Genomic DNA, 19,071 nt, shown 5'->3' with positions numbered 1-19,071 from the left:
TGCTAAGGTTCCGGTCGCATTTCCCCCTGAGTGATGGCGTCCATGGACTGGCGTTCCCCCCTGATCGCGCTTGCGGGCGCGTTGGCCCTTCTCGCGGTATCGCCGAGTGCGGTGGCGCAGTCCTCTGCAGACTCCCGATACTGCGGCAGCTCCGGTGTCGTTTGCGTCCCCATCGCCGGCAACGTCGTGTTCGAGGCGGGCGTCACTCCGCCGGTCGAGGTCGGGGTCCGCGCCTATTTCGAGTCCCTTGAAGGCCTTGAGCAGCTGGACATGCGCGCTACGGCGCCGGAGTATCGGTTCGAAGCCCGGATTCCACGGAACCTGTCCCCGGAGTTCTCCCTCTTCGGCCTCCCGGGGCCTTGGCTCAACGATCGCGCCGTCGCGTTGTCCCGCGTCCAGGCCGCGCAGTCGATCACGCTGCGATCCGAGGTGGGGGTGGCGGTCACGGCCACCTTCCGTTACCCGCCAGGAACGGTGGCCCCGCCGACGCTCGAGGCCAGCGTTCGCCGCTCGGTGGGCGATCGCTGGTTCACGCCGGTGCCAGTGGCCAATGGTCAGTTCAACTTCTTCGCGCGGCGCGGCTCGGCCTACACGATTTCCGCCTCGCCGAGGGGGTTCGGGAACGTGCGCGTCGAGTTTCCCGCGCAGTCCATCGCGCACAGCGTCATCGTCGACATCGATCCGCCGCCGAGACCGGTCCCGCAGCGCGTCGTGCTGCTCGAAGGGCGGGAGATCGCCGGAAGCCTGACCGGATCGTTGCGGATTCCCATCGTGCTCGCCGAGCGTTCGTCCACCGGCGGCGGAACCTTGCCCTACACGCTGTCACTGCGTTCGGGGCCGGGCTTCGACGATGCCGTTTCCGTCTGGTCATCGTCGGTGGTCGAAACGGGCCGGCGGCAGAGGATCGGCTTTCTTCGGAGCAGCCTTCGGGACGACCGCCAGCGTAATGGCACGCGCACGGCCGACCTTCAGTTCACCGGCGTGGCGACGTGGCTTCCCCCCGCGCCCGACGTGGCCCTCACCGTGCTCGACGACGAGACGGCCGTGACGGTGCCCGTGCTGTCCGTGGTTGGCGTGACGCCAGCCCCGTGTTGCAACGGGACGGAGACGATGCTTCGGCGCTTGGAGGGTGCCCCGGGCGAGGGCTGGACGATCACGCTGGAGCTGGATCGCCCTGCACCGCCCGGGGGTTCGGAAATCACCGTCGACACGGTCGCCGATCTCGAAGCGCTCGATCCTCGTTTCCCGCGGGGCGCGGCCGTCGAGGGCGTGGATTTCCGGCCGCTGAGCCAGCGCGTGGTCTTCCTGCCCGGAAGCCGATCGGCCACCGTGCGCATCGAGGGCATCGGCAATGATCGCGTGGATCCCGAGCGCTATTTCTACCTGACTTTCACCGATCCGCGCGAGCTGGTGGCGCGCAGTCCGACGGTCGAACTTCGCATCGTCAACGACGAAGTCGACCTCAGCCCGGCGGCGCGGCCGGATCTCCTTCCCGTGCCCCCGCTGCCCCGTGCCAACGCGCTCGACGTGTTGGCCAACGACGTGGTCGTGGCGTCGCGCTATGCCGGCGGACGTCTCGAGATCACCGAAGGCCCGCGTTTGGGAACCGCCGATGTCGATACCCGCGGCACGGCCTCTCCAGCCGACGATCGAATCCTTTACACGCCGCACGCAGGGCGGGGTGGGCAGGTGGATCGCCTTCGCTATCGCCTGTGCGGCACCCTCGACGAGAACTGCATCGCGGCGAGGGTCGACATCCCGATCCGCCCCGTGGCCTCGCCATCCACAGCGCTGCTTGCCGACAGCGCGTCGGGCTTTCGTGATGTCGTGTTCTCCGGTTTGCCGGCCTTGCCGGACGCGCGTGTTGAGCCGCTGTGGCGGGCCATCGACCCCAGCGAAGTCGTGGGGGGCGAGGTCGCGCCCAACACACCGACGCGATTTGCCTATCGATGGAACGAGCGCTTGCCCCTCACCGCACTCGACCCCGGTACCGGCGAATTGACGCGCACGATCCTCGCCCATCTGGAAGGTAGCCCGCTCGCCGACCTCGATCTGCACGTCGCGTATGACGCCGACGCCAATGGCGTCATCAGCGACAACGAGCTGCTCTGCTCGTCGGCGTCGACGGGGGCGAGCGAGACGTGCGTGACGACGATCCGCCAGACGGCGACCAGCCCACGCGAGGTCCTGATCGCGGTGTCGAACCCCGGTGCCAACCCCGAGCGCTACGCCCTGCTGCGCGGCGGCATCGACGGCGTCCGCGCCGCTCCCGGCGTGACGGCCACAAGCCCCACGCGTCTCGCCGAGGGCGAAGCGTTTCCGGTTCGCCTGGCTTGGCGCGCCGATTCGACGCCGTTGGGGCAGGGGGCCGTGGGCTGGCTTCGCTTGCGCAATGCCGATGGCCCGTCGCTCGGGGATGTTCCGATGGCCCTGCGTTTGCCCGAGGCCGGGGCGCTGTCGTCTTACTGGTTCGCCGCGACGCCATTTGCCCTCATCCCCGGCGTGTCGCACGCGCCACTCATGGGCAGCTTCGCGCCACACGATCGGATGTTCGTCGACATTGCGCCCGGAACCGCGCAGTTGATCCTTTCCGCCGCGCTTCCGCCGGGCATCAGCGGCTCGCTCAGGGCGAGCCTTCGTCGCGTGCCGACGGCAGCGAGTGGCGATGTGGCCAACATCCCCCGCGCGCCGCCGGAAGATGCGGCATCGATCGTCCGGGACGGCGGCAACAGTCTCGATATCGTCGTCAATGCGCCGGCGCCGGGGCGGTGGTACGTGGTGCTCACGGCAGGCGTATCGAGCGGCAGGCCGGTCGCCGTCACGGTCACTGCGCAGACCCTCATCGGGACCCCGGCGCCGGTGGTCCGCCCGGGCGGTTATTTCAACCCGTCGCGCTCGGGGCACGGGCTGTTCCTGTATCCGGCGGGCGAGGACTGGGCGGGGCTCTGGTACACGTACACGCAGGACGGGGCGCCGGTCTGGTACTACCTGCAGGGCGCGAAGCCGGGGGCGACCGGGATCTGGACGGCGCCGATCTTCCGCTCGGGCTGGAACGGCAGCCGCAACCACCTGACCGAGGTCGGGCGGGCGACGATCACGCCGACGGCGAACGATGCGTTCCAGTTCACGTACGTGCTGGATGGCGAGTTGGGCAGCGAGCCCTTCTCGAGCTTCGGACGCGGCTGCCCGAGCATCGGAGGTCGCGTGGTGGATGCGAGCGGCCACTGGTTCGACCCGTCGCGATCGGGGACGGGCTACAGCGTGCAGTTGCTGCCGAACTACGAGTTCCATGCGGTGTTCGCGTACTCGGCGCGTGGGGTGCCGCGTTTCCTGGTGGCCGAGCGCGGCGGCGTGGGTGCGGCGAACGATGCGATACCGTTGCAGCAGCTGCGCGGGTTCTGCCCGCTGTGCGTGCGGACGGGAGCACCGGAGCGGACGACGGTGGGCGTGCTTCGGCGCGAGTTCGTGGACGGCCAGCTGTCGTGGATCAACGTCGATGCCGCATTCACCAACGGCACGCCGGGGACGTGGGTGGCGAACGATGCGGTGGTGCCGCTGGGTGGGCTGCAGGGATGCGCGGCGAACTGATCAGCCGGTGACCGGGGCGGATGCGGCCTCATGCAGCCCGCATTCGCGCTTCAGGCCGAAGAAGCGCGTGGCCTCGGCATCCACGCCCGCCGATAGCGGACGCGTGGTGTGGACGTCGCCGATCGAAACATAGCCGCGCTCCCACAGCGGATGCCACGGGAGCGCGTGCGTCTTGAGGTAGACGCCGATGTCGCGGTCGGTCCAGTCGACGATGGGGTGCAGCTTCCAGCGCGTGCCGGCGCGTTCCAGCACGCGCCGGTCTTCGCGGGTGCTCGATTGGCTCCGGCGGAGGCCGGCGATCCACAGCGTGGCGCCCAAGCCGTCGAGCGCCCGCTGCATGGGCTCGAGCTTGCGCAGGCGGTTGTAGCGCTCGATGCCGTCGAGGCCGTGCTCCCAGAGCTTGCCGTGGCGTGCTTCGAACCAGGCCGGCGACTCCTCGGCGCGAGCGACGTGCAGGTTCAGGGCGAGCCGCCGGGTGAGCTCATCCGCGAAACGGTAGGTCTCGGGGAACAGGTAGCCGGTGTCGACCAGCACCACCGGCAGCTCCGCTGCGTGGCGGGTGACGAGGTGCAGCAGCGCGGCGGACTGCGCCCCGAAGCTGGTCGACAACACGGCGCGCCCGGGCGTGTTCGCGATGGCCCAGGCGAGGCGGCCCTCGGCGTCGAGCGATTCGAGCCAGGCGTTCAACGCGTCGAGCGCGGCGTCGTCAGCCCATGCCGTGGCCAGACCAACGGGCTCCGTTCGTGGTGTCGGGTGCCGTGCGTTGCCGCCGTCCGCGCTCATGCCAGCACCAGCGGGATGGGGCCGGGTTTCGGGGCGACGACGCCGGTGCGCACGAGGAAGTCGCCGAAGCGCTCGTCCGTTCGGCGATCCGCGGCATACGACGCGACCAGCGGTTCGAGGGCCGCGAGGATCTGCGCCTCGTCGACGTTCTCGCGGTAGAGCGCGTTGAGGCGCGCGCCGCGATGGTCGGCGCCGAGCATCAGGTTGTAGCGGCCGGGCGCCTTGCCGACGAGGGCGATCTCGCCGAGGAAAGGGCGCGAACAGCCGTTGGGGCAGCCGCTGATGCGCAGGTGGATGTCGGCCTCGCGGAGGCCATGGCGGTCCAGCAGCCCCTGCACCTGCTCCAGCGCGCGCGGCAGGTAGCGCTCGGCCTCGGCCATGGCCAGCGCGCAGGTCGGCAGCGCCACGCAGGCCAGCGCATTCAGGGCGAGCGGCGTGGCGCGGCGGAAGTGATCGAGGCCGTACGTGGTGACCAGCGCATCGACGCGCTCCCGCCCGACAGGCGAGAGGCCGGCGATGACGAGGTTCTGGTTCGGCGTCAGGCGGAACTCGCCTTCCCCGGCCTCGATAAGCGCTTGCGCGACGGCGCGCAGGCCGGTCTGCCACAGGCCGGTGTCGCCGTCCTGCACGCGGCCGGCGGTGATGCGCAGCGTCAGGTGCGCGCGGCCGTCCTCGCCCTCGACCCAACCGAAGCGGTCGCCGTTGTGGGTGAAGGCCAGCGGCTTCGGCGGCGCGAGGGTGATGCCGCTGCGTTCTTCGACTTCACGGCGGAAGGCCTCGAGGCCGACGCGGTCGATCGTGTACTTCAGCCGCGCGTGCTTGCGCACCGTGCGGTTGCCGAGGTCGCGTTGGGCGGTGACGACGGCGGTGGCGACCGGGATCAGCTGCTCCGGCGTGATGAAGCCCAGCGGATCGGCCAGGCGCGGGTAGGTCTCGGCGTCGCCGTGCGTGCTGCCCATGCCGCCGCCCACCAGCACGGTGTAGCCGGTGAGCACATCGCCCTCGAGGTGGGCGACGAAGCCGAGGTCCTGCGCGAACATGTCGACATCGTTGGTTGGCGGGATGGCGAAGCCGATCTTGAACTTGCGCGGCAGGTAGGTGCTGCCGTAGATCGGCTCGGCCGCCGGGTCGCCGCCGGCCACGCGTTCCTCGTCCAGCCAGATCTCGTAGTAGGCGCGGGTGTTCGGCAGCAGGTGTTCCGAAAGCGCCGCCGCCTGCGCGTACACGGTGGCATGCGCGGCAGAGACCTGCGGGTTCGCCGCGACGGCCACGTTTCGGTTCACGTCGCCGCAGGCCGCGAGGGTGTCGATCAGCGCGGCGTTGATGGCCTTCATCGTGGCCTTCAGTTCGCGCTTGATCACGCCGTGGAACTGCACGGCCTGGCGCGTGGTGATGCGCAGGCCGCGCTCGGCGAACTCGTTCGCCACGCCGTCCAGCTTCAGCCACTGCGTGGGCGTCAGCACGCCGCCGGGCGTGCGGGTGCGGATCATGAAGCTGTAGGCGGGCTCGAGCTTGGCGACGCGGCGCTCCTCGCGCAGGTCGCGGTCGTCCTGCTGGTAGCTGCCGTGGTACTTGATGAGGATCTGGTCGTCATCGCGCAGCGCGCCGGTGACCGGATCGGCGAGGCTGGCCTCGAGCGTGCCGCGCAGGCCGGCGCTCTGGCGCTTGATCTCTTCGACGGAATGCGTGGCCATCAGTAGACGTCCCGGGCGTAGCGGGCGGTGCGTTCCAGCCCGGTGAAGTAGTCGGCGGCGGCGTCTGCATCGAGGCCGCCGTGGTGTTGGGCGATGGCCAGCAGGGTGGCGTGCACGTCCTTGGCCATGCGCGTGGCGTCGCCGCAGACGTAGAGGTGGGCGCCCTCCTGCAGCCAGCGCCAGAGCTCGGCGCCCTGCTCTTCGATCCGGTGCTGCACATAGGTCTTGGCGGCGCCATCACGGGAGAATGCGAGGTCGAGGCGATGGAGCTGGCCGGCCTTCAGCGCCTTCTGCCATTCCACCTGGTAAAGGAAATCGCTGCGGAAGCGCGGAGTGCCGAAGACCAGCCAGTTACGCCCGCTCGCGCCGGTCGCCGCGCGCTGCTGCACGAAGCCGCGGAACGGCGCCACGCCGGTGCCAGGGCCGATCATGATCACGTCGCGCGAGGCATCCGCCGGCAGGCGGAAGCGCTCGTTGCGTTCGATGAAGAGGCGCGCCGTGTCGCCTTCCTTCAGCGTGGCGAGGTAGTGCGAGGCCGCGCCGTAGCGCAGGCCGTCGCGGCCTTCGAAGACTTCGTGGCCCACGGTGAGGTGCAACTCGTCACCGACGGCCTCGCGGCTGGAGGCGATGGAATAGAGCCGCGGTGCCAAGGGGCGCAGCGAGCGGATGAGATCGTCGGCTGTCCACGACGCCGGGTGCTCGGCCAGCAGGTCGAGCAGCGGCGTGCGTTGCAGCAGTGCCGCACTCGCCGTCGCATCCGCGAGGGTTGCCGCGAGGCGCGCGCTGTCGCTGCGCTCGGCGTGCGCCTTCAGCAGCGGGCGATTCAGGCGCGTGAGTTCGCGGCGTTCGCCCAGCCAGCGGCGCAGCGGCAGGGTTTCGGTGCCTTGCGTCACCACGGTGTCGCCATCGAGGCCGGCGGCGTCGAGGATCGCCTCGACCAGCGCGGGCGCCTGCAGCGGCCACACGCCCGCGGCGTCACCGGGCGTGTAGTCGAGCGTCGTCGGGTCGATGGCGAACTCGAGATGGCGCGTGTCGCGGTCGCTGCCGCGGCCGGTGAGTCGCACGTTGGCCAGCAGCTCGGCGAAGACGGGCGCATCGCGGGTCGCGGCGGTGCTTGCCAGCGCAGGCAATGTGCCGCCATCGACGAGGGTGACGTGCAGGCCCTGAAGCCCCTGCGTTTCGGCCTTCGGCGCCGGCCGCAGCGCCTCCAGCGCGCGCAGCACGTCCGCACGCCACGGCACCGCCACGGTGTCGATGTCGACATCGGCTTCGCCCAAGGGCGCGAGGCGCGTCCCGCCGAGTTCGGCCAGTCGCGCGTCGAGCACGCGGCCGATCTCGCAGAACTTGGCGTAGCTCGAATCGCCGAGGCCCAGCACGGCGAAGCGCAGGCCCTCGAGCTTCGGCGCGCGACGGCCCACGAGATGCTCGACGAAGCCGCGCGCGTCATCCGGCGGATCGCCGTCGCCCTGCGTGCTGATGACCACCACGAGCTGCGTCTCGCGCTTCAGCTCGGCCAGCGGATAGGCGTCGGCGCGCAGCAGGCGGGCCTTCAAGCCTCGGGCACCGGCTTCCGACAGCAAGGACTCGGCAGCACGCTTCGCATTGCCGGTCTGGCTGCCGTAGACGATGGTCAGCGTGTCGACCTCGGCCGCCGCGGGGACCAGCGCCGCAGGGAGGCCGGGCAGGGCGGTGGCGCCCGCCAGCACGCCGTCGCCCTCGCGGGCTTGCGGCGCCGCGAGGCCCGCCAGATAGCCCGACGCCCACCACAGGGCGGCCGGGTCCAACCCCTCCGTCAGGCGCTGCAGCAGGACGCGGCGCTCGGCGTCGAACGGCAAGGGAAAGGCGGAGGGGGGCGGGGACAACGGAAGCGACATGGGCGCGCCAGTGGGCCAGAGCGAGGAGGCAGTCTCCGACCCGCAGGCGTTCGGCCGGAAAGCGAAAGCCGGCATACGGTGATAACCCCGGCGCATGTGCCGACGGGGCTATCCTCGGCCCATGCCTGACGACACGCCGCCTGCCCTCGCGCGCCGCCACCTCCTCGCCGACGCCTCGCCTTCGGCGCTCACCGCGGGCTTCGTCGCGGTGCTGGTGGGCTTCACCAGCTCGGTGGCCATCGTCTTCCAGGCCGCCACGGCGCTGGGCGCCACGCCGGCGCAACTGGCCTCGTGGATGTGGGCGCTGGGCCTCGGCATGGGCCTGTGCAGCCTGGTGCCGTCCTGGTGGCTGCGCATGCCGGTGATGGTGGCCTGGTCGACGCCCGGCGCCGCCGTGCTCGCGGCCGGGGCCGCGGCCGGCGGCTTCACGCTGGCCGAAGCGACCGGGGCTTTCCTCGTCTCCGGCGCGCTGATCCTGCTCGCCGGCACCACGGGGCTGTTCGCAAAACTGATGGACCGCATTCCGATGGCGCTCGCCTCGGCGCTCCTGGCCGGCGTGCTCGCGCGCTTCGGGCTGCAGGCCTTCGACGCCGCGGGCGAGGCGCCGCTGCTCGTCGTTGCCATGCTGCTCGCCTATCTGCTGGGGCGGCGCTGGATGCCGCGCTATGCCGTACTTCTCGTGCTGGCCGTCGGCGTTGCCCTCTGCGTCGCGCAGGGGCAGATGCGTTTTCCGCGCATCGATGCCGCGCTCGTGGTGCCGGTCGTCGTCGAACCCGAGTGGCGCCTCGCCGCCATCATCAGCCTCGGCCTGCCGCTGTTCATCGTCACCATGGCCTCGCAGAACCTGCCCGGTGTCGCGGCCATCCGCGCGGCCGGCTACAGCCTGCCGATCTCGCGGCTGATCACGATGACCGGTGCGGCCACCCTGCTGCTGGCGCCGTTCGGCGCCTTCGCGCTGAACCTCTCGGCCATCACCGCGGCCATCGCCATGGGCCGCGAGGCGCATGAAGACCCGGGCCGCCGCTACGTGGCCGCCATGGCCTGCGGCGCCATCTACATCGGCATCGGCCTGTTCGGCGGCGCGGTTGCCGGCGTGCTGCTGGCCTTCCCGGAGGCCTTCGTGGCAGCCATCGCCGGCATCGCCCTGCTCGGCACCATCGGCAGCTCGCTGCAGGCGGCGCTCAAGGACGAGGCGGATCGTGAAGCCGCGCTCATCACCTTCCTCGTCACCTTGAGCGGCGTCACGCTGGCCGGTGTTGGCAGCGCGTTCTGGGGCGTGGTGGCGGGCGTGCTGGCCCTCGTGGTGCTCCGCGGGCGCCAGCCCGCCTGAGGACGCTGCTCGCCGGGCATCACGTCATGCAGGTGGGGCATTTCCGGCGCTCGCGCCGGCATTCCGATACTGCGGTCCTCGGGGCCGTGGCCCCTTCCTCGACGCCCCCATGGCCCTGTCCCACCTCGACCGCCTCGAAGCGGAGAGCCTGCACATCCTCCGCGAGGTGGCGGCGCAGTTCCGCAACCCGGTGCTGCTGTACTCCATCGGCAAGGACAGCACGGTGCTGCTGCACCTGCTGAAGAAGGCCTTCTACCCCGCGCGCCCGCCGATCCCGCTGCTGCACATCGACAGCACCTTCGAGTTCCGCCAGACCTACGCCTTCCGCGACCAGGTGCCCGAGCGCCTCGACGTCGAGCTGCGCGTGCACATCAACGAGGACGGGCTCAAGGCCGGCATCAACCCCTTCATCCACGGCGCCGCCGTGCACACCGACGTGATGCGCACGCAGGGCCTGCGCCAGGCCTTGGCCCGCGGCGGCTACGACTGCGCCATCGGCGGCGCGCGCCGCGACGAGGAGAAGTCGCGCGCCAAGGAGCGTGTCTTCAGCTTCCGCGACACGCACCAGCGCTGGGACCCCAAGGCGCAGCGCCCGGAGTTCTGGGACCTCTACAACGGCCGCATCCACAAGGGCGAGAGCGTGCGCGCCTTCCCGATCTCGAACTGGACCGAGCTCGACGTGTGGCTCTACATCCTGCGCGAGGGCATCGAGCTGCCACCGCTCTATTTCGCCGAAACACGGCCGGTGGTGGAGCGCGACGGCACCCTGATCATGGTCGACGACGAGCGCCTGCCGCTGCGCCCGGGAGAGCGGCCGGCGGAAAAGAAGGTGCGCTTCCGCACGCTGGGCTGCTACCCGCTCACCGGCGGCATCGAGTCGGACGCCGACTCGGTGGAAGCGATCGTCGAGGAACTGTTGCAGGCCACGACCTCCGAGCGCCAGGGCCGCGTGATCGACCACGACCCGAACAGCTCGATGGAGCTGAAGAAACTCGAGGGCTACTTCTGATGGACGGAGGAGATGCGCGCCGCGCGCTGGCCGACCACGAGGCCCTGCCGCAGCTGCGCTTCATCACCTGCGGCAGCGTCGACGACGGCAAGAGCACCCTGATCGGCCGCCTGCTGCACGACAGCGGCAGCCTTGCCGAGGACCAGCTCGCCACGCTCGCCAAGGACAGTGCGCGCGTGGGCACCCAGGGCGGCGCCCTCGATTTCGCCCTGCTCGTCGACGGCCTCGAGGCGGAGCGCGAGCAGGGCATCACCATCGACGTGGCCTACCGCTACTTTTCCAGCCCGCGGCGGCGCTTCGTCGTCGCCGACTGCCCGGGCCACGAACAGTACACGCGCAACATGGCCACCGGCGCGTCCACCGCCGATGCCGCCGTCGTGCTGGTCGATGCGCGCAAGGGCGTGCTGCCGCAGACGCGGCGGCACAGCCGCATCGTCCGCCTGCTCGGGATCACCCGCGTGGTGCTGGCGGTGAACAAGATGGACCTGGTCGATTGGGACCAGGCGCGCTTCGACGCCATCGTGGCCGACTACCGCGCGCTGGCGTCGGCGCTGGGTTTCGCCGAGGTGCAGGCCATCCCGCTCTCGGCCCTGCACGGCGACAACGTGCTGGCGCCATCGGCCCACACGCCGTGGTTCCGCGGCACGCCGCTGCTGCCGGCGCTGGAGGCGCTGCCCGCGCGCAGCCCCTCGAACGAGGGAGGGTTCGCGCTGCCGGTGCAGTGGGTGAACCGCCCGCACCAGGATTTCCGCGGCTTCGTCGGCACGCCGGTGCGCGGCCGCCTGCGCGTTGGCGATGCGGTGCAGGTGCTGCCGGCCGGCACCCGCGCGACGATCGCCCGCGTCATCGGGCCCGGGCGTGAGCTGGAGGACGCGCAGGCCGGCCAGCCGGTGACGCTGGTGTTCCACGAGGAGGTCGATGTCTCGCGCGGCGACGTGATCGTCGGTGTCGACCACGCCCCGTCCGCGGTCGATCGCCTGCGCGCCGACCTCGTGTGGCTCGACGCCGCGCCGCTGCGGCCCGGCCAGCGTTATGCGCTGCGCGTGGGCCCGAAGCAGGCCATCGCCACGGTCGCGGCCATCGAGCACCTGCGAGACATCCACGACGGCGGCACGCACGGCGCCGACGCGCTCGCGCTGAACGCCATCGGCCGCGTCGAACTCAGCCTCGACCAGCCCGTGCCGCTGGCGCCCTTCGCCGACGGCGACGCGCTGGGCCGCTTCATCCTCGTGGACCGCGCGACCCACGCCACGGCCGGCGCCGGCCTCGTGGTCGAGCCCATCGCCCGCGGCAGCGAGCGCGCCTACGCGCAGGCCTTCAGCGTCGGCCCGGCGGAGCGCGCCGCGGCCAAGCAGCAACAGGCCCGCTGCGTGTGGCTCACCGGGCTCTCCGGGGCGGGCAAGAGCACGCTCGCCGATGCGCTGGAGCGTCGTCTGCACGCCGAGGGCCGCCACACCATGCTGCTCGACGGCGACAACGTCCGCGGCGGACTGTCGAAGGACCTCGGCTTCGCGCCCGAGGACCGCCGCGAGCACGTGCGGCGCTTGGGCGAAGTGGCCAAGCTGATGGTCGACGCCGGGCTCGTGGTGATCGTCAGCGCCATCTCGCCCTACCGCGCCGACCGCGACGCGGTACGGGCCCGGTTCGCGCCCGGTGAATTCATCGAAGTGTTCGTCGACGCCTCGCCCGCGACCTGCGCCGCGCGCGACCCCAAGGGCCTTTATGCCAAGGCGAAGGCGGGTGGCTTGAGCCACGCCATCGGCATCGGCAGCGACTACGAACCACCGCTCGCGCCCGAGCAGCGCCTGTCCACCGAGCAGGCCTCGCCCGACGCGCTGGCGCAGGCCCTGGCGGCGTGGCTGGCCGCGACGCCGGCGCGCTGAACCGCCACCGGCGAGCGCAGCGCGGCCTTCACGCCGTACCATGGGGGCTTCGCGGCGCCCGACGGCCCGCCCCGGACCCTCGCGCCACCCCATGGCTCCCCAGATCCTGGTCATCGACGACGAGCTCGAGCACCTCAACGCGATCTGCGACGTCCTGCAGGGCGGGCCCTTCAGCGTGCTGCGCACCAGCCGTCCGGAGCGCGCGTTCGACATCGCGCTCGAGAATCTCCCCGATCTGATCGTCACCGACTGGGACATGCCGGGCCTGAGCGGCATCGAGCTGATCCGCCGGCTGAAGGAGAACGAAGCCACGCGCGACATCCCGGTGATCATGTGCACCGGCAAGATGACTTCGTCGGAAAACCTCGAGACCGCCCTCGCCGCGGGCGCCGTCGACTACGTGCGCAAGCCGGTCGAGCCCATCGAGCTGCGTGCACGCACCCGCTCGATGCTGCAGCTGTCGGCCAGCTACCGGCAGATCAAGGCCAACGAGCTGGAGCTCGCGCGGCAGAACGCGCTGCTGGTCCAGCAGAAGCACGACCTGCACATCGCGGCCATCACCGACCACCTCACCGGCATCTACAACCGCGCTTTCCTCACCGACCACCTCGACCGCGAGTTCGCCAACAGCCGGCGCCACGGGCACCCCTTCAGCTGCCTGCTGGTCGACATCGACCACTTCAAGGCCGTCAACGACCAGCACGGCCACCTGGTGGGCGACGTGGTCATCCGCCACACCGCGCAGGTGCTGGCCTCGAGCATCCGCAAGGGCGACCTGCTGGCGCGCTTCGGCGGCGAGGAGTTCGTGGTGCTGCTCACCAACACCACGGCGCGGGAGGCCTCGGTGCTGGCGGAAGCCCTGCGTACCGCGGTGGAGCGCGCCGTGCACCGGCACGGCGGCCTCACCCTGCAGGTCACGGTGAGCGTGGGCGTGGCCGACACCGTCTACGACGAGGCCATGAGCGAAACCGAACTGCTCGGCCATGCCGACGAGGCGCTCTATGCCGCCAAGCGCCGCGGCCGCAACCGCGTGGCGATTTACGGCGAAGCGCCGTCGCCCGACTGAGCGGCGGGCCGACTCAGGGCGCGAGCAGGGCGGCCAGCAGCGCGTCGTTCTCCGTTTCGATGGCCAGCGCCACGCGTGCCCGCCAGGCGTCGATGCGCGGATTGCTCGGGAAGTCGGGACGGTCCAGCACCGCCCGCAGCGCCGAATAGCGGTAGATCGGGATGGGCCGCAGCAGGGCCACGAACGGCGCCAGCGCCGCGCGGTCGGCGGCGTCGAGCACCGGCCCCTCGAGACCCGCCGACGGCACGTCGACGACCGCCGCCGATATCGGCGCGCCGCCGTCATCGGCGCGCGGCAGGGTGAACCAGAACGCCGCGCCGCCGCCGGGGGCGTCGGTCACGCCGATCGCGCCGCCGTGCGCTTCCACCGCCAGCTTGCAGAAGGTGAGCCCGAGGCCCGTCGAGCGCGTGCCCCCGGAATCGCGCGCGTGCAGCTGGCCGAAGCGCGCGAACACGCGCTCGCGCTGGTCGGCGGGCACGCCATCGCCGCTGTCCTGCACCTGCAGGCGCACCCGGCCGTCGTCTTCCGCGTCGGCCCGCACCGCGAGGCGCCCGTTCGGCGGAGTGAACTTCACCGCATTGGTGAGCAGGTTCACCAGCACGCGCTCCAGCATCTCGGCGTCGCCGCGCACCGCCAGCCCCTCGGGCACGGCCAGCGCCAGCGCGAGGTTCTTGCGCTCGATGAGGAAGCGCACCTGCTCGACGGCCCCGGCCACCAGCGTGGCCAGCGGCACCGGCTGCGCGTCCAGCACCACGCGCGTGTCCTCGAACTTCTGCACGTCGAGGATGTTCAGCACCATCGTCAGCATCTGCCGGGCGCTCTGCCGCACCTGCGCCACGCGCGAGGCCAGCGAGGGCGAATCCACCGCGTGCAGGATCACGCCCAGCGGGTTCTTCAGGTCGTGGACGATCATGCCCATCATCCCCTGCTTGAAGCCGTCCAGCGCCAGCAGGCGCTGGTTGGCGGCACGCAGCGCTTCGGCCTGCTCGGCCAGCTGCCGCGTGCGTTCGGCCACCGTCGTTTCCAGTGCGGCCTTCTGCGCCATCACGCGGCTCAGGCGCCAGCGCAGCAGGCCCCAGCCCGCCAGGCCCAGCGCCAGCGCGTAGCCGAGGTAGGCCCAGGCGGTGCGATACCACGGCGGCAGCACGGTGAAGCGGTAGCTCGCCTCGGTGCCCACGGTGTCGTAGAGGTTCTTGGCGCGCACGCGGAAGACGTACTCGCCCTCGAACAGGTTGTTGTAGTCCTTGTAGTCCTCGGCGCTCCAGTCCGACCACCCGGTGTCGCTGCCCTCCAGCTTCACCTGGAAACGGATGGCGTCCTCGCCGTCGAAGCTCGGCGCCGCGTACTCGAAGCGCAGCGAGTTCGCCGCATAGGGCAGGGCCACGGCCGGCGCCGGGCCGTGCCCACCGTAGAGCAGCCTGCCCTGCGCGCCGCTCACCTTCCGCAGCAGCGTGTCGAAGGGCTGTGCGTAGTCCTTGGGGATGCGGCCGTCGTAGCGGAACAGCCCGTCGCCCACGCCGAACCACGCCACGCCGTCGCCATCGGCGTGGATGGCGAAGGTCTCCTGCCCGGTGAAGGCGCGCAGCGGGCGCGGGTCCCACTGCCGTGTGCCATCGGCCAAGGTGCGCACCAGGCCGGTTTCCTTGAGGCCCGTGGCCGGGTCTTCGGTGTAGGCCCACAGCCCGTTCGCCGGGTCGTCGTGCAGCACGTAGACGGTGCGCGGGCGCTCGAACAGCCCGGCGTAGCGCGGGTCCGGCCCGAAGCGTCGCGTGGCTTCGTCGAAGCGGTAGATGCCGGCGCTCGTGGCGAAGGCGGGCTGCCCGCCCACCGGGAACACGAGGTTGTAGTTGATGCTGGGCAGGCCGTCGTCGAGGCCGAAGCGCTCGACGGGCAGCGCCCCCACCGTGCCGTCGTCGCCGAGGCCGGCGAGGTCCACGCGCAGCAGGCCGGTGTTGTAGGTGCCGACCCACACGCGGCCGGCGTCGTCCTCCACCAGCGTGCGCACCTCATCCTGCAGGCCCGGCACCCGTCCGGCGTCGCGCCAGCGTTCGCCGTCATGGCGCAGCAGGGCCATGCCCTGGGCCAAGCCCACCAGCACCCAATCCGGGCGCGAGCGCGGGGCGAGGAGGGCGAGGGCGCCGTAAGCGTCGAGAACGTGCGTGACTTGCTGACGGTCGACTGCGTGCACGCCCATCATGCTTCCGACCAGCAGCGCATGCTCCGTGGGCAGGAAGCTGCGGGTCTGCTTGTCGACGTTTTCCACAGGGTGGAGGACGGTCGAGGTGTTGAACTGTGCCCGGAATGCCCCTTGCTCTGTGCCAATCTGCAGCTCGCCCTTGTGCCTGTGCAGCGCAATAACCATCTGGCCAGCGTTGCGCCTCTCGTCGATGCGACTTAGCGGGCCGGATAGCGTCATCCTCGCCACGCCGTTACCCAAAGCCAGCCAAACGCCATCTTCATGGTCTATCGCACTTGCCGCCACGGCGACGTCCGGGAGGCCATCGGCTTCCCCTAGGTGGGCTCTCAGTCCACCCGTTGAATCGAGTATGTGCAGTCCATCGCTAAGCGTGCCGACCAAGAGGCTCCCGTCCCGAAGGCGAGCGAGGCTTTTCACCATCAAGTCGCTTCTTCTCAGCGAGGCGTCAATCGCGGTTTGCCATGGTTGGAGTCGGCCATGCTCGTAGCGCATGAATCCGAAGCTGGGGCTCGCGACGATAAGGGAAGGATGTTCTGTGTTGCCGTCCGCAGTCGGAACGATGCCTACCTGTCTGGCGTCAGCGACATGCTGGCTCTCTGGGAGGATTCGCCAACGATCTCCATCGAGCTGACGTACCCCTCGGCCACTTTCGACCACGAATACGCCGTGCGTTCCTCCGAAGGCGACGCCGAATCGTTCCCTTGGCTCCCAAACCTCGAAGCCGTCATTGCTCCAGCGCATCAAGCGCTGCGTGCTAGAGAAGACGACCCCGTAATCAGTGACGATGGTTGCCCAAACGTCCGTGAACCCGTATGCACTAGGTGGCAGTTGGTCGAGCAACGACACGTATCGAAGCTCGCCGTTCCCTCCGGCTTCGAGGTACCCCAACTCTCCACGTCCGCCAACATAGATCCGTTTCGTTGCGTTATCGACGGCAAGTGAGCGCACCGCGGAGTTCTTCGAGATGCGCGTCAAGCGCCATTCCTGCCCGTCGAAGCTCAGCACGCCACGGTTGTTGCCGACATGGATGGTGCCATCCTCGGTTTGCACCACGGACCAGTTCTGCGCGTCGGCCTTGTATTGCTCGGGACTGAAGGTCCGCTGCAAAGGCAGTCCCACCTCCGTTTGCGAGGGAATCGCTGCCGAAGCGGAGGGGAAAAGAAAACACGCAGTCAATGCCAGCGGAAGGCATATCAGGCCCAGTCCCGCGGCGTGTCCGATGCTGCGCATGCTTCGAAGTCCTCGGGCCCCGCTCCGGTCCGGGGTGTTCGCGTCGCTGAGCATGCCCGGACTGTCGGACGCGGACAATGCTGCCTGGAGGGACAGCGGCCTTGCCTTGCATACCCGCGATGCCCTAGCGTCGCGCGGCTGCCGGGCCGGCGTCGTCGATGCGGGTGACCGGGCAGCGCCCCCATGGAGCCTGCGCATGAGCAATCCCGCCAACACCAGTGTCGTCATCCAGACCATCACCATCGTGCCGGGCACGACCGACGTCACCCTGACCTACTCGAACGGCGGCGGCAACGTCACCGAGACCACCGGCCAGGGCGCCGCCACCATCGCCTACACCTTGGCCCCGGCGCTGTTCGCCGCCGGCTGGAGCATCGTCGGCGCCGTGGTGATGCCGCCGCTGCCCGTCGACATCAGCTGGTCGCTCAAAGCCAACGGCAGCGGCAATGCGCTGGTGATCGCCGATGCGGCCACCGTCTCCGACGCCTTGGACTTCCGCATCCAGCTCAGTTTGGGCGGCGTGGTGTACAGCAGCCCGGACCCGGTGATCTGCAATCAGCCGCCGGGCTGAGCGACCGCTCCACGCGCCCACACCCCGATCCACGCTCCAGGGGCGGCCCACGCCGCCCCGCCGGCGGACTGCCCGACGACGGTCGACGCCAACCCGAACATCGTCGTCCCGGTGCACGTCACCAGCCACCGCGAGATCAGCACCCATCCGGCGCATCGCGGCCTCGCCTTCAACCGCTACGAGGTGACGCTCGTGGCGCGCAGCGAGTCCAATACTGTTCGCGATCGCTTTCGCAACTCAGTGACGCTGTTCACCCTGGCCGACCCGCGGCGCTACGAGTTCGTCGACATCCGCTACGACGAGGACGGCCTGCCGTCCACGCCGATCCTGCGCACCGAGGTCGGCCGCGACCAGATCCGCGTGATCAACCTCAACACGGCGCCGGTGCTCTTGAAGTACACGATCGTGCTGCGCGACCGGGCCACCGGCACCGTGATCAGCCACGATCCGATTGACGGCAACCAGCCGCCGGTCTGAACCGTCGCCCACGCTGGCCGCCTTCAGGCGGTCGGCGGCGCGGGTGCGCTCACGCTTCCGCGAACGCGTCCCGCGTGAGGTTCTCCGGGGCGCCTGCCGTGCACGCCACTTCGTCTTCGATGCGGATGCCGCCGTAGGGCGTCAGCGCGTCCACCTTCGCCCAGTCCACCGCCTTCGCGTGCGGACCGGCCTTCAGCTTGGCCAGCAGGGTGGGGATGAAGTACAGGCCGGGCTCGATGGTGACGACCATGCCCGGGCCGAGCGTGCGCGTGGTGCGCAGGTAAGGGTGGCCGGTGGGCCGCGGGATCTCGCGGCCTTCCGCGTCGTGGCGGCCGGCGACGTCGTGCACCTGCAGGCCGATCGGGTGGCCGAGGCCGTGCGGGAAGAACACGCTGGTCACGCCTTCGCTGACCATCGCGCCCGGGTCCATGTCGACGATGCCGGCGGTGCGCAGCACGCTGCCGAGGCGCAGGTGGCATTCGAGGTGCAGGTCGCGGTAGTCGGCGCCGTTGCGCACCATGCCGCACAGCGCCTGCTGCTCGTCGTCGACGGCGGCGATGAGTTCGGCGAATTCGCCGTCGTGCGCGGCGTAGGTGCGGGTGATGTCGGAGGCGTAGCCGTCGACTTCCGCGCCGGCGTCGATCAGGAAGCTCAGCGGCTTCGCCGGGCGCTCCGGCGACTGGTACTGGTAGTGCAGCACCGCGGCGTGGGCGTTGAGGCCGATGATGTTGGTGTAGGGCAGGTCGAGGTCGCCGTGGCCGGTGGCTTCGAGGTAGGCGCGGTGGATCTCCAGCTCGGAGCCGCCGGCGCGGAACGCGGCTTCGGCGGCGCGATGGCCCTTCACCGCACGGCGCTGGGCGCGGCGCATGCGGTCGAGTTCATACGCGGTCTTGTAGCCGCGCTGGTAGTGCAGTTCGTCGATCAGCGCCTTCGGGTTGTTCGGCACCACGCCCTCGAGCGCCGCATCGGCCTCGCCGACGATGGCCACGCGGCCCTTGGGCAGATGGGCGGCGGCCTCGTGCGGTTCGCGGAGGATGCGGATGTCGAAGTGGTCGACCCAGAAGCCCTCCGGCGGCGACGGCGGCACATGCCAGTAGTCGTCGGGCTGGTAGTAGGCGAGCACCGGCCTCTGGCCCGGCGTGTAGGCGATCCAGCTGTGCGGGTGCTGCTGCAGCGGCACCCAGTGCTTGAAGTGCGGGTTGGGCTTGAACGGGTAGGGACGGTCGTCGAGGAACTGGTACTTCTCCACGCCCGACGCGATCACGAGGTGGTCGAAGCCGGCCTTGGCCAGCGCGGCGTCGCTGCGCTGCTTCAGGGTGGCGAGGTGCTCGGCGTAGAGGTGGGACATGGCGGAAAGGCTCGGCGGCAG

The 19,071-nt window shown here is 70.4% G+C and carries 13 protein-coding genes; 8 read left to right on the top strand and 5 right to left on the bottom strand.

Going from position 1 to position 19,071, the window contains the following annotated elements; all coding sequences use genetic code 11:
• The first annotated feature begins 42 nt into the window (after positions 1 to 42).
• The gene (locus ACYVAK_RS01950) at positions 43 to 3,588 is read left to right on the top strand and encodes a hypothetical protein (RefSeq protein WP_461057440.1); all 3,546 of its coding nucleotides are present in this window, start codon (positions 43 to 45) and stop codon (positions 3,586 to 3,588) included.
• Here the strand turns inward: ACYVAK_RS01950 and ACYVAK_RS01945 are convergent, their stop codons facing one another.
• The 3 genes from ACYVAK_RS01945 to ACYVAK_RS01935 are packed head-to-tail and all read right to left on the bottom strand — an operon-like array spanning position 3,589 to position 7,939.
• Complete coding sequence (locus tag ACYVAK_RS01945; protein ID WP_461057438.1) at positions 3,589 to 4,371, bottom strand: phosphoadenylyl-sulfate reductase; 783 nt, start codon at positions 4,369 to 4,371, stop codon at positions 3,589 to 3,591. It lies immediately after the preceding gene.
• Entirely contained in the window at positions 4,368 to 6,065 is a 1,698-nt protein-coding gene (gene cysI / locus ACYVAK_RS01940) for an assimilatory sulfite reductase (NADPH) hemoprotein subunit (RefSeq protein WP_461057436.1), read from the bottom strand. The genes ACYVAK_RS01945 and cysI overlap by 4 nt, the downstream gene beginning before the upstream one ends.
• A complete protein-coding gene (locus tag ACYVAK_RS01935) occupies positions 6,065 to 7,939 on the bottom strand; it encodes an assimilatory sulfite reductase (NADPH) flavoprotein subunit (RefSeq protein ID WP_461057434.1) in 1,875 nt (624 codons plus the stop codon). Before ACYVAK_RS01935 ends, cysI begins: the two co-directional genes overlap by 1 nt.
• A 121-nt stretch (positions 7,940 to 8,060) precedes the next feature.
• On the opposite strand from ACYVAK_RS01935, the gene ACYVAK_RS01930 reads away from it, so the two are divergent.
• The 4 genes from ACYVAK_RS01930 to ACYVAK_RS01915 all read left to right on the top strand — a co-directional run bounded on the left by ACYVAK_RS01930 (position 8,061) and on the right by ACYVAK_RS01915 (position 13,227).
• Positions 8,061 to 9,269 carry a benzoate/H(+) symporter BenE family transporter gene (locus ACYVAK_RS01930; protein ID WP_461057432.1) on the top strand — a complete coding sequence of 403 codons (1,209 nt, stop codon included), beginning with the start codon at positions 8,061 to 8,063 and terminating at the stop codon, positions 9,267 to 9,269.
• Positions 9,270 to 9,378: 109 nt separating this feature from the next.
• The gene (cysD, locus tag ACYVAK_RS01925) at positions 9,379 to 10,278 is read left to right on the top strand and encodes a sulfate adenylyltransferase subunit CysD (protein ID WP_461057430.1); all 900 of its coding nucleotides are present in this window, start codon (positions 9,379 to 9,381) and stop codon (positions 10,276 to 10,278) included.
• Positions 10,278 to 12,161, top strand: a complete 1,884-nt coding sequence (gene cysC / locus ACYVAK_RS01920; protein ID WP_461057428.1) for an adenylyl-sulfate kinase — start codon at positions 10,278 to 10,280, stop codon at positions 12,159 to 12,161. Before cysD ends, cysC begins: the two co-directional genes overlap by 1 nt.
• 91 nt (positions 12,162 to 12,252) lie before the next feature.
• On the top strand, positions 12,253 to 13,227 hold the full coding sequence (locus ACYVAK_RS01915) for a GGDEF domain-containing response regulator (RefSeq protein WP_461057426.1): 975 nt from the start codon (positions 12,253 to 12,255) through the stop codon (positions 13,225 to 13,227).
• 13 nt (positions 13,228 to 13,240) lie between these two features.
• On the opposite strand, the gene ACYVAK_RS01910 is transcribed toward ACYVAK_RS01915, so the two are convergent.
• Positions 13,241 to 15,643: a sensor histidine kinase gene (locus ACYVAK_RS01910; RefSeq protein WP_461057424.1), complete on the bottom strand. Its 2,403-nt coding sequence runs from the start codon at positions 15,641 to 15,643 to the stop codon at positions 13,241 to 13,243.
• Positions 15,644 to 15,901: 258 nt separating this feature from the next.
• Between ACYVAK_RS01910 and ACYVAK_RS01905 the strand changes: the two genes are divergently transcribed.
• The 3 genes from ACYVAK_RS01905 (at position 15,902) to ACYVAK_RS01895 (ending at position 17,702) form a co-directional block, all read left to right on the top strand.
• Entirely contained in the window at positions 15,902 to 16,366 is a 465-nt protein-coding gene (locus tag ACYVAK_RS01905) for a hypothetical protein (RefSeq protein ID WP_461057422.1), read from the top strand.
• Positions 16,367 to 16,850: 484 nt separating this feature from the next.
• Entirely contained in the window at positions 16,851 to 17,225 is a 375-nt protein-coding gene (locus tag ACYVAK_RS01900) for a hypothetical protein (protein ID WP_461057420.1), read from the top strand.
• Between the two features lie 111 nt (positions 17,226 to 17,336).
• Positions 17,337 to 17,702 (top strand): hypothetical protein, encoded by a 366-nt coding sequence (locus tag ACYVAK_RS01895; protein WP_461057418.1) that lies wholly within the window; start codon positions 17,337 to 17,339, stop codon positions 17,700 to 17,702.
• Positions 17,703 to 17,751: 49 nt separating this feature from the next.
• Here the strand turns inward: ACYVAK_RS01895 and pepQ are convergent, their stop codons facing one another.
• Positions 17,752 to 19,050: a Xaa-Pro dipeptidase gene (gene pepQ / locus ACYVAK_RS01890; RefSeq protein WP_461057416.1), complete on the bottom strand. Its 1,299-nt coding sequence runs from the start codon at positions 19,048 to 19,050 to the stop codon at positions 17,752 to 17,754.
• Positions 19,051 to 19,071: the final 21 nt, after the last annotated feature.

This window comes from Silanimonas algicola (assembly GCF_054777375.1).
This window is presented reverse-complemented; position numbering and strand designations above follow the sequence as displayed.

Coding starts and splice junctions, on each gene's coding strand:
- ACYVAK_RS01950 (WP_461057440.1), top strand. CDS start 43: ATGGACTGGCGTTCCCCCCTGATCGCGCTTGCGGGCGCGTTGGCCCTT.
- ACYVAK_RS01945 (WP_461057438.1), bottom strand. CDS start 4,371: ATGAGCGCGGACGGCGGCAACGCACGGCACCCGACACCACGAACGGAG.
- cysI (WP_461057436.1), bottom strand. CDS start 6,065: ATGGCCACGCATTCCGTCGAAGAGATCAAGCGCCAGAGCGCCGGCCTG.
- ACYVAK_RS01935 (WP_461057434.1), bottom strand. CDS start 7,939: ATGTCGCTTCCGTTGTCCCCGCCCCCCTCCGCCTTTCCCTTGCCGTTC.
- ACYVAK_RS01930 (WP_461057432.1), top strand. CDS start 8,061: ATGCCTGACGACACGCCGCCTGCCCTCGCGCGCCGCCACCTCCTCGCC.
- cysD (WP_461057430.1), top strand. CDS start 9,379: ATGGCCCTGTCCCACCTCGACCGCCTCGAAGCGGAGAGCCTGCACATC.
- cysC (WP_461057428.1), top strand. CDS start 10,278: ATGGACGGAGGAGATGCGCGCCGCGCGCTGGCCGACCACGAGGCCCTG.
- ACYVAK_RS01915 (WP_461057426.1), top strand. CDS start 12,253: ATGGCTCCCCAGATCCTGGTCATCGACGACGAGCTCGAGCACCTCAAC.
- ACYVAK_RS01910 (WP_461057424.1), bottom strand. CDS start 15,643: ATGACGCTATCCGGCCCGCTAAGTCGCATCGACGAGAGGCGCAACGCT.
- ACYVAK_RS01905 (WP_461057422.1), top strand. CDS start 15,902: ATGCTCGTAGCGCATGAATCCGAAGCTGGGGCTCGCGACGATAAGGGA.
- ACYVAK_RS01900 (WP_461057420.1), top strand. CDS start 16,851: ATGAGCAATCCCGCCAACACCAGTGTCGTCATCCAGACCATCACCATC.
- pepQ (WP_461057416.1), bottom strand. CDS start 19,050: ATGTCCCACCTCTACGCCGAGCACCTCGCCACCCTGAAGCAGCGCAGC.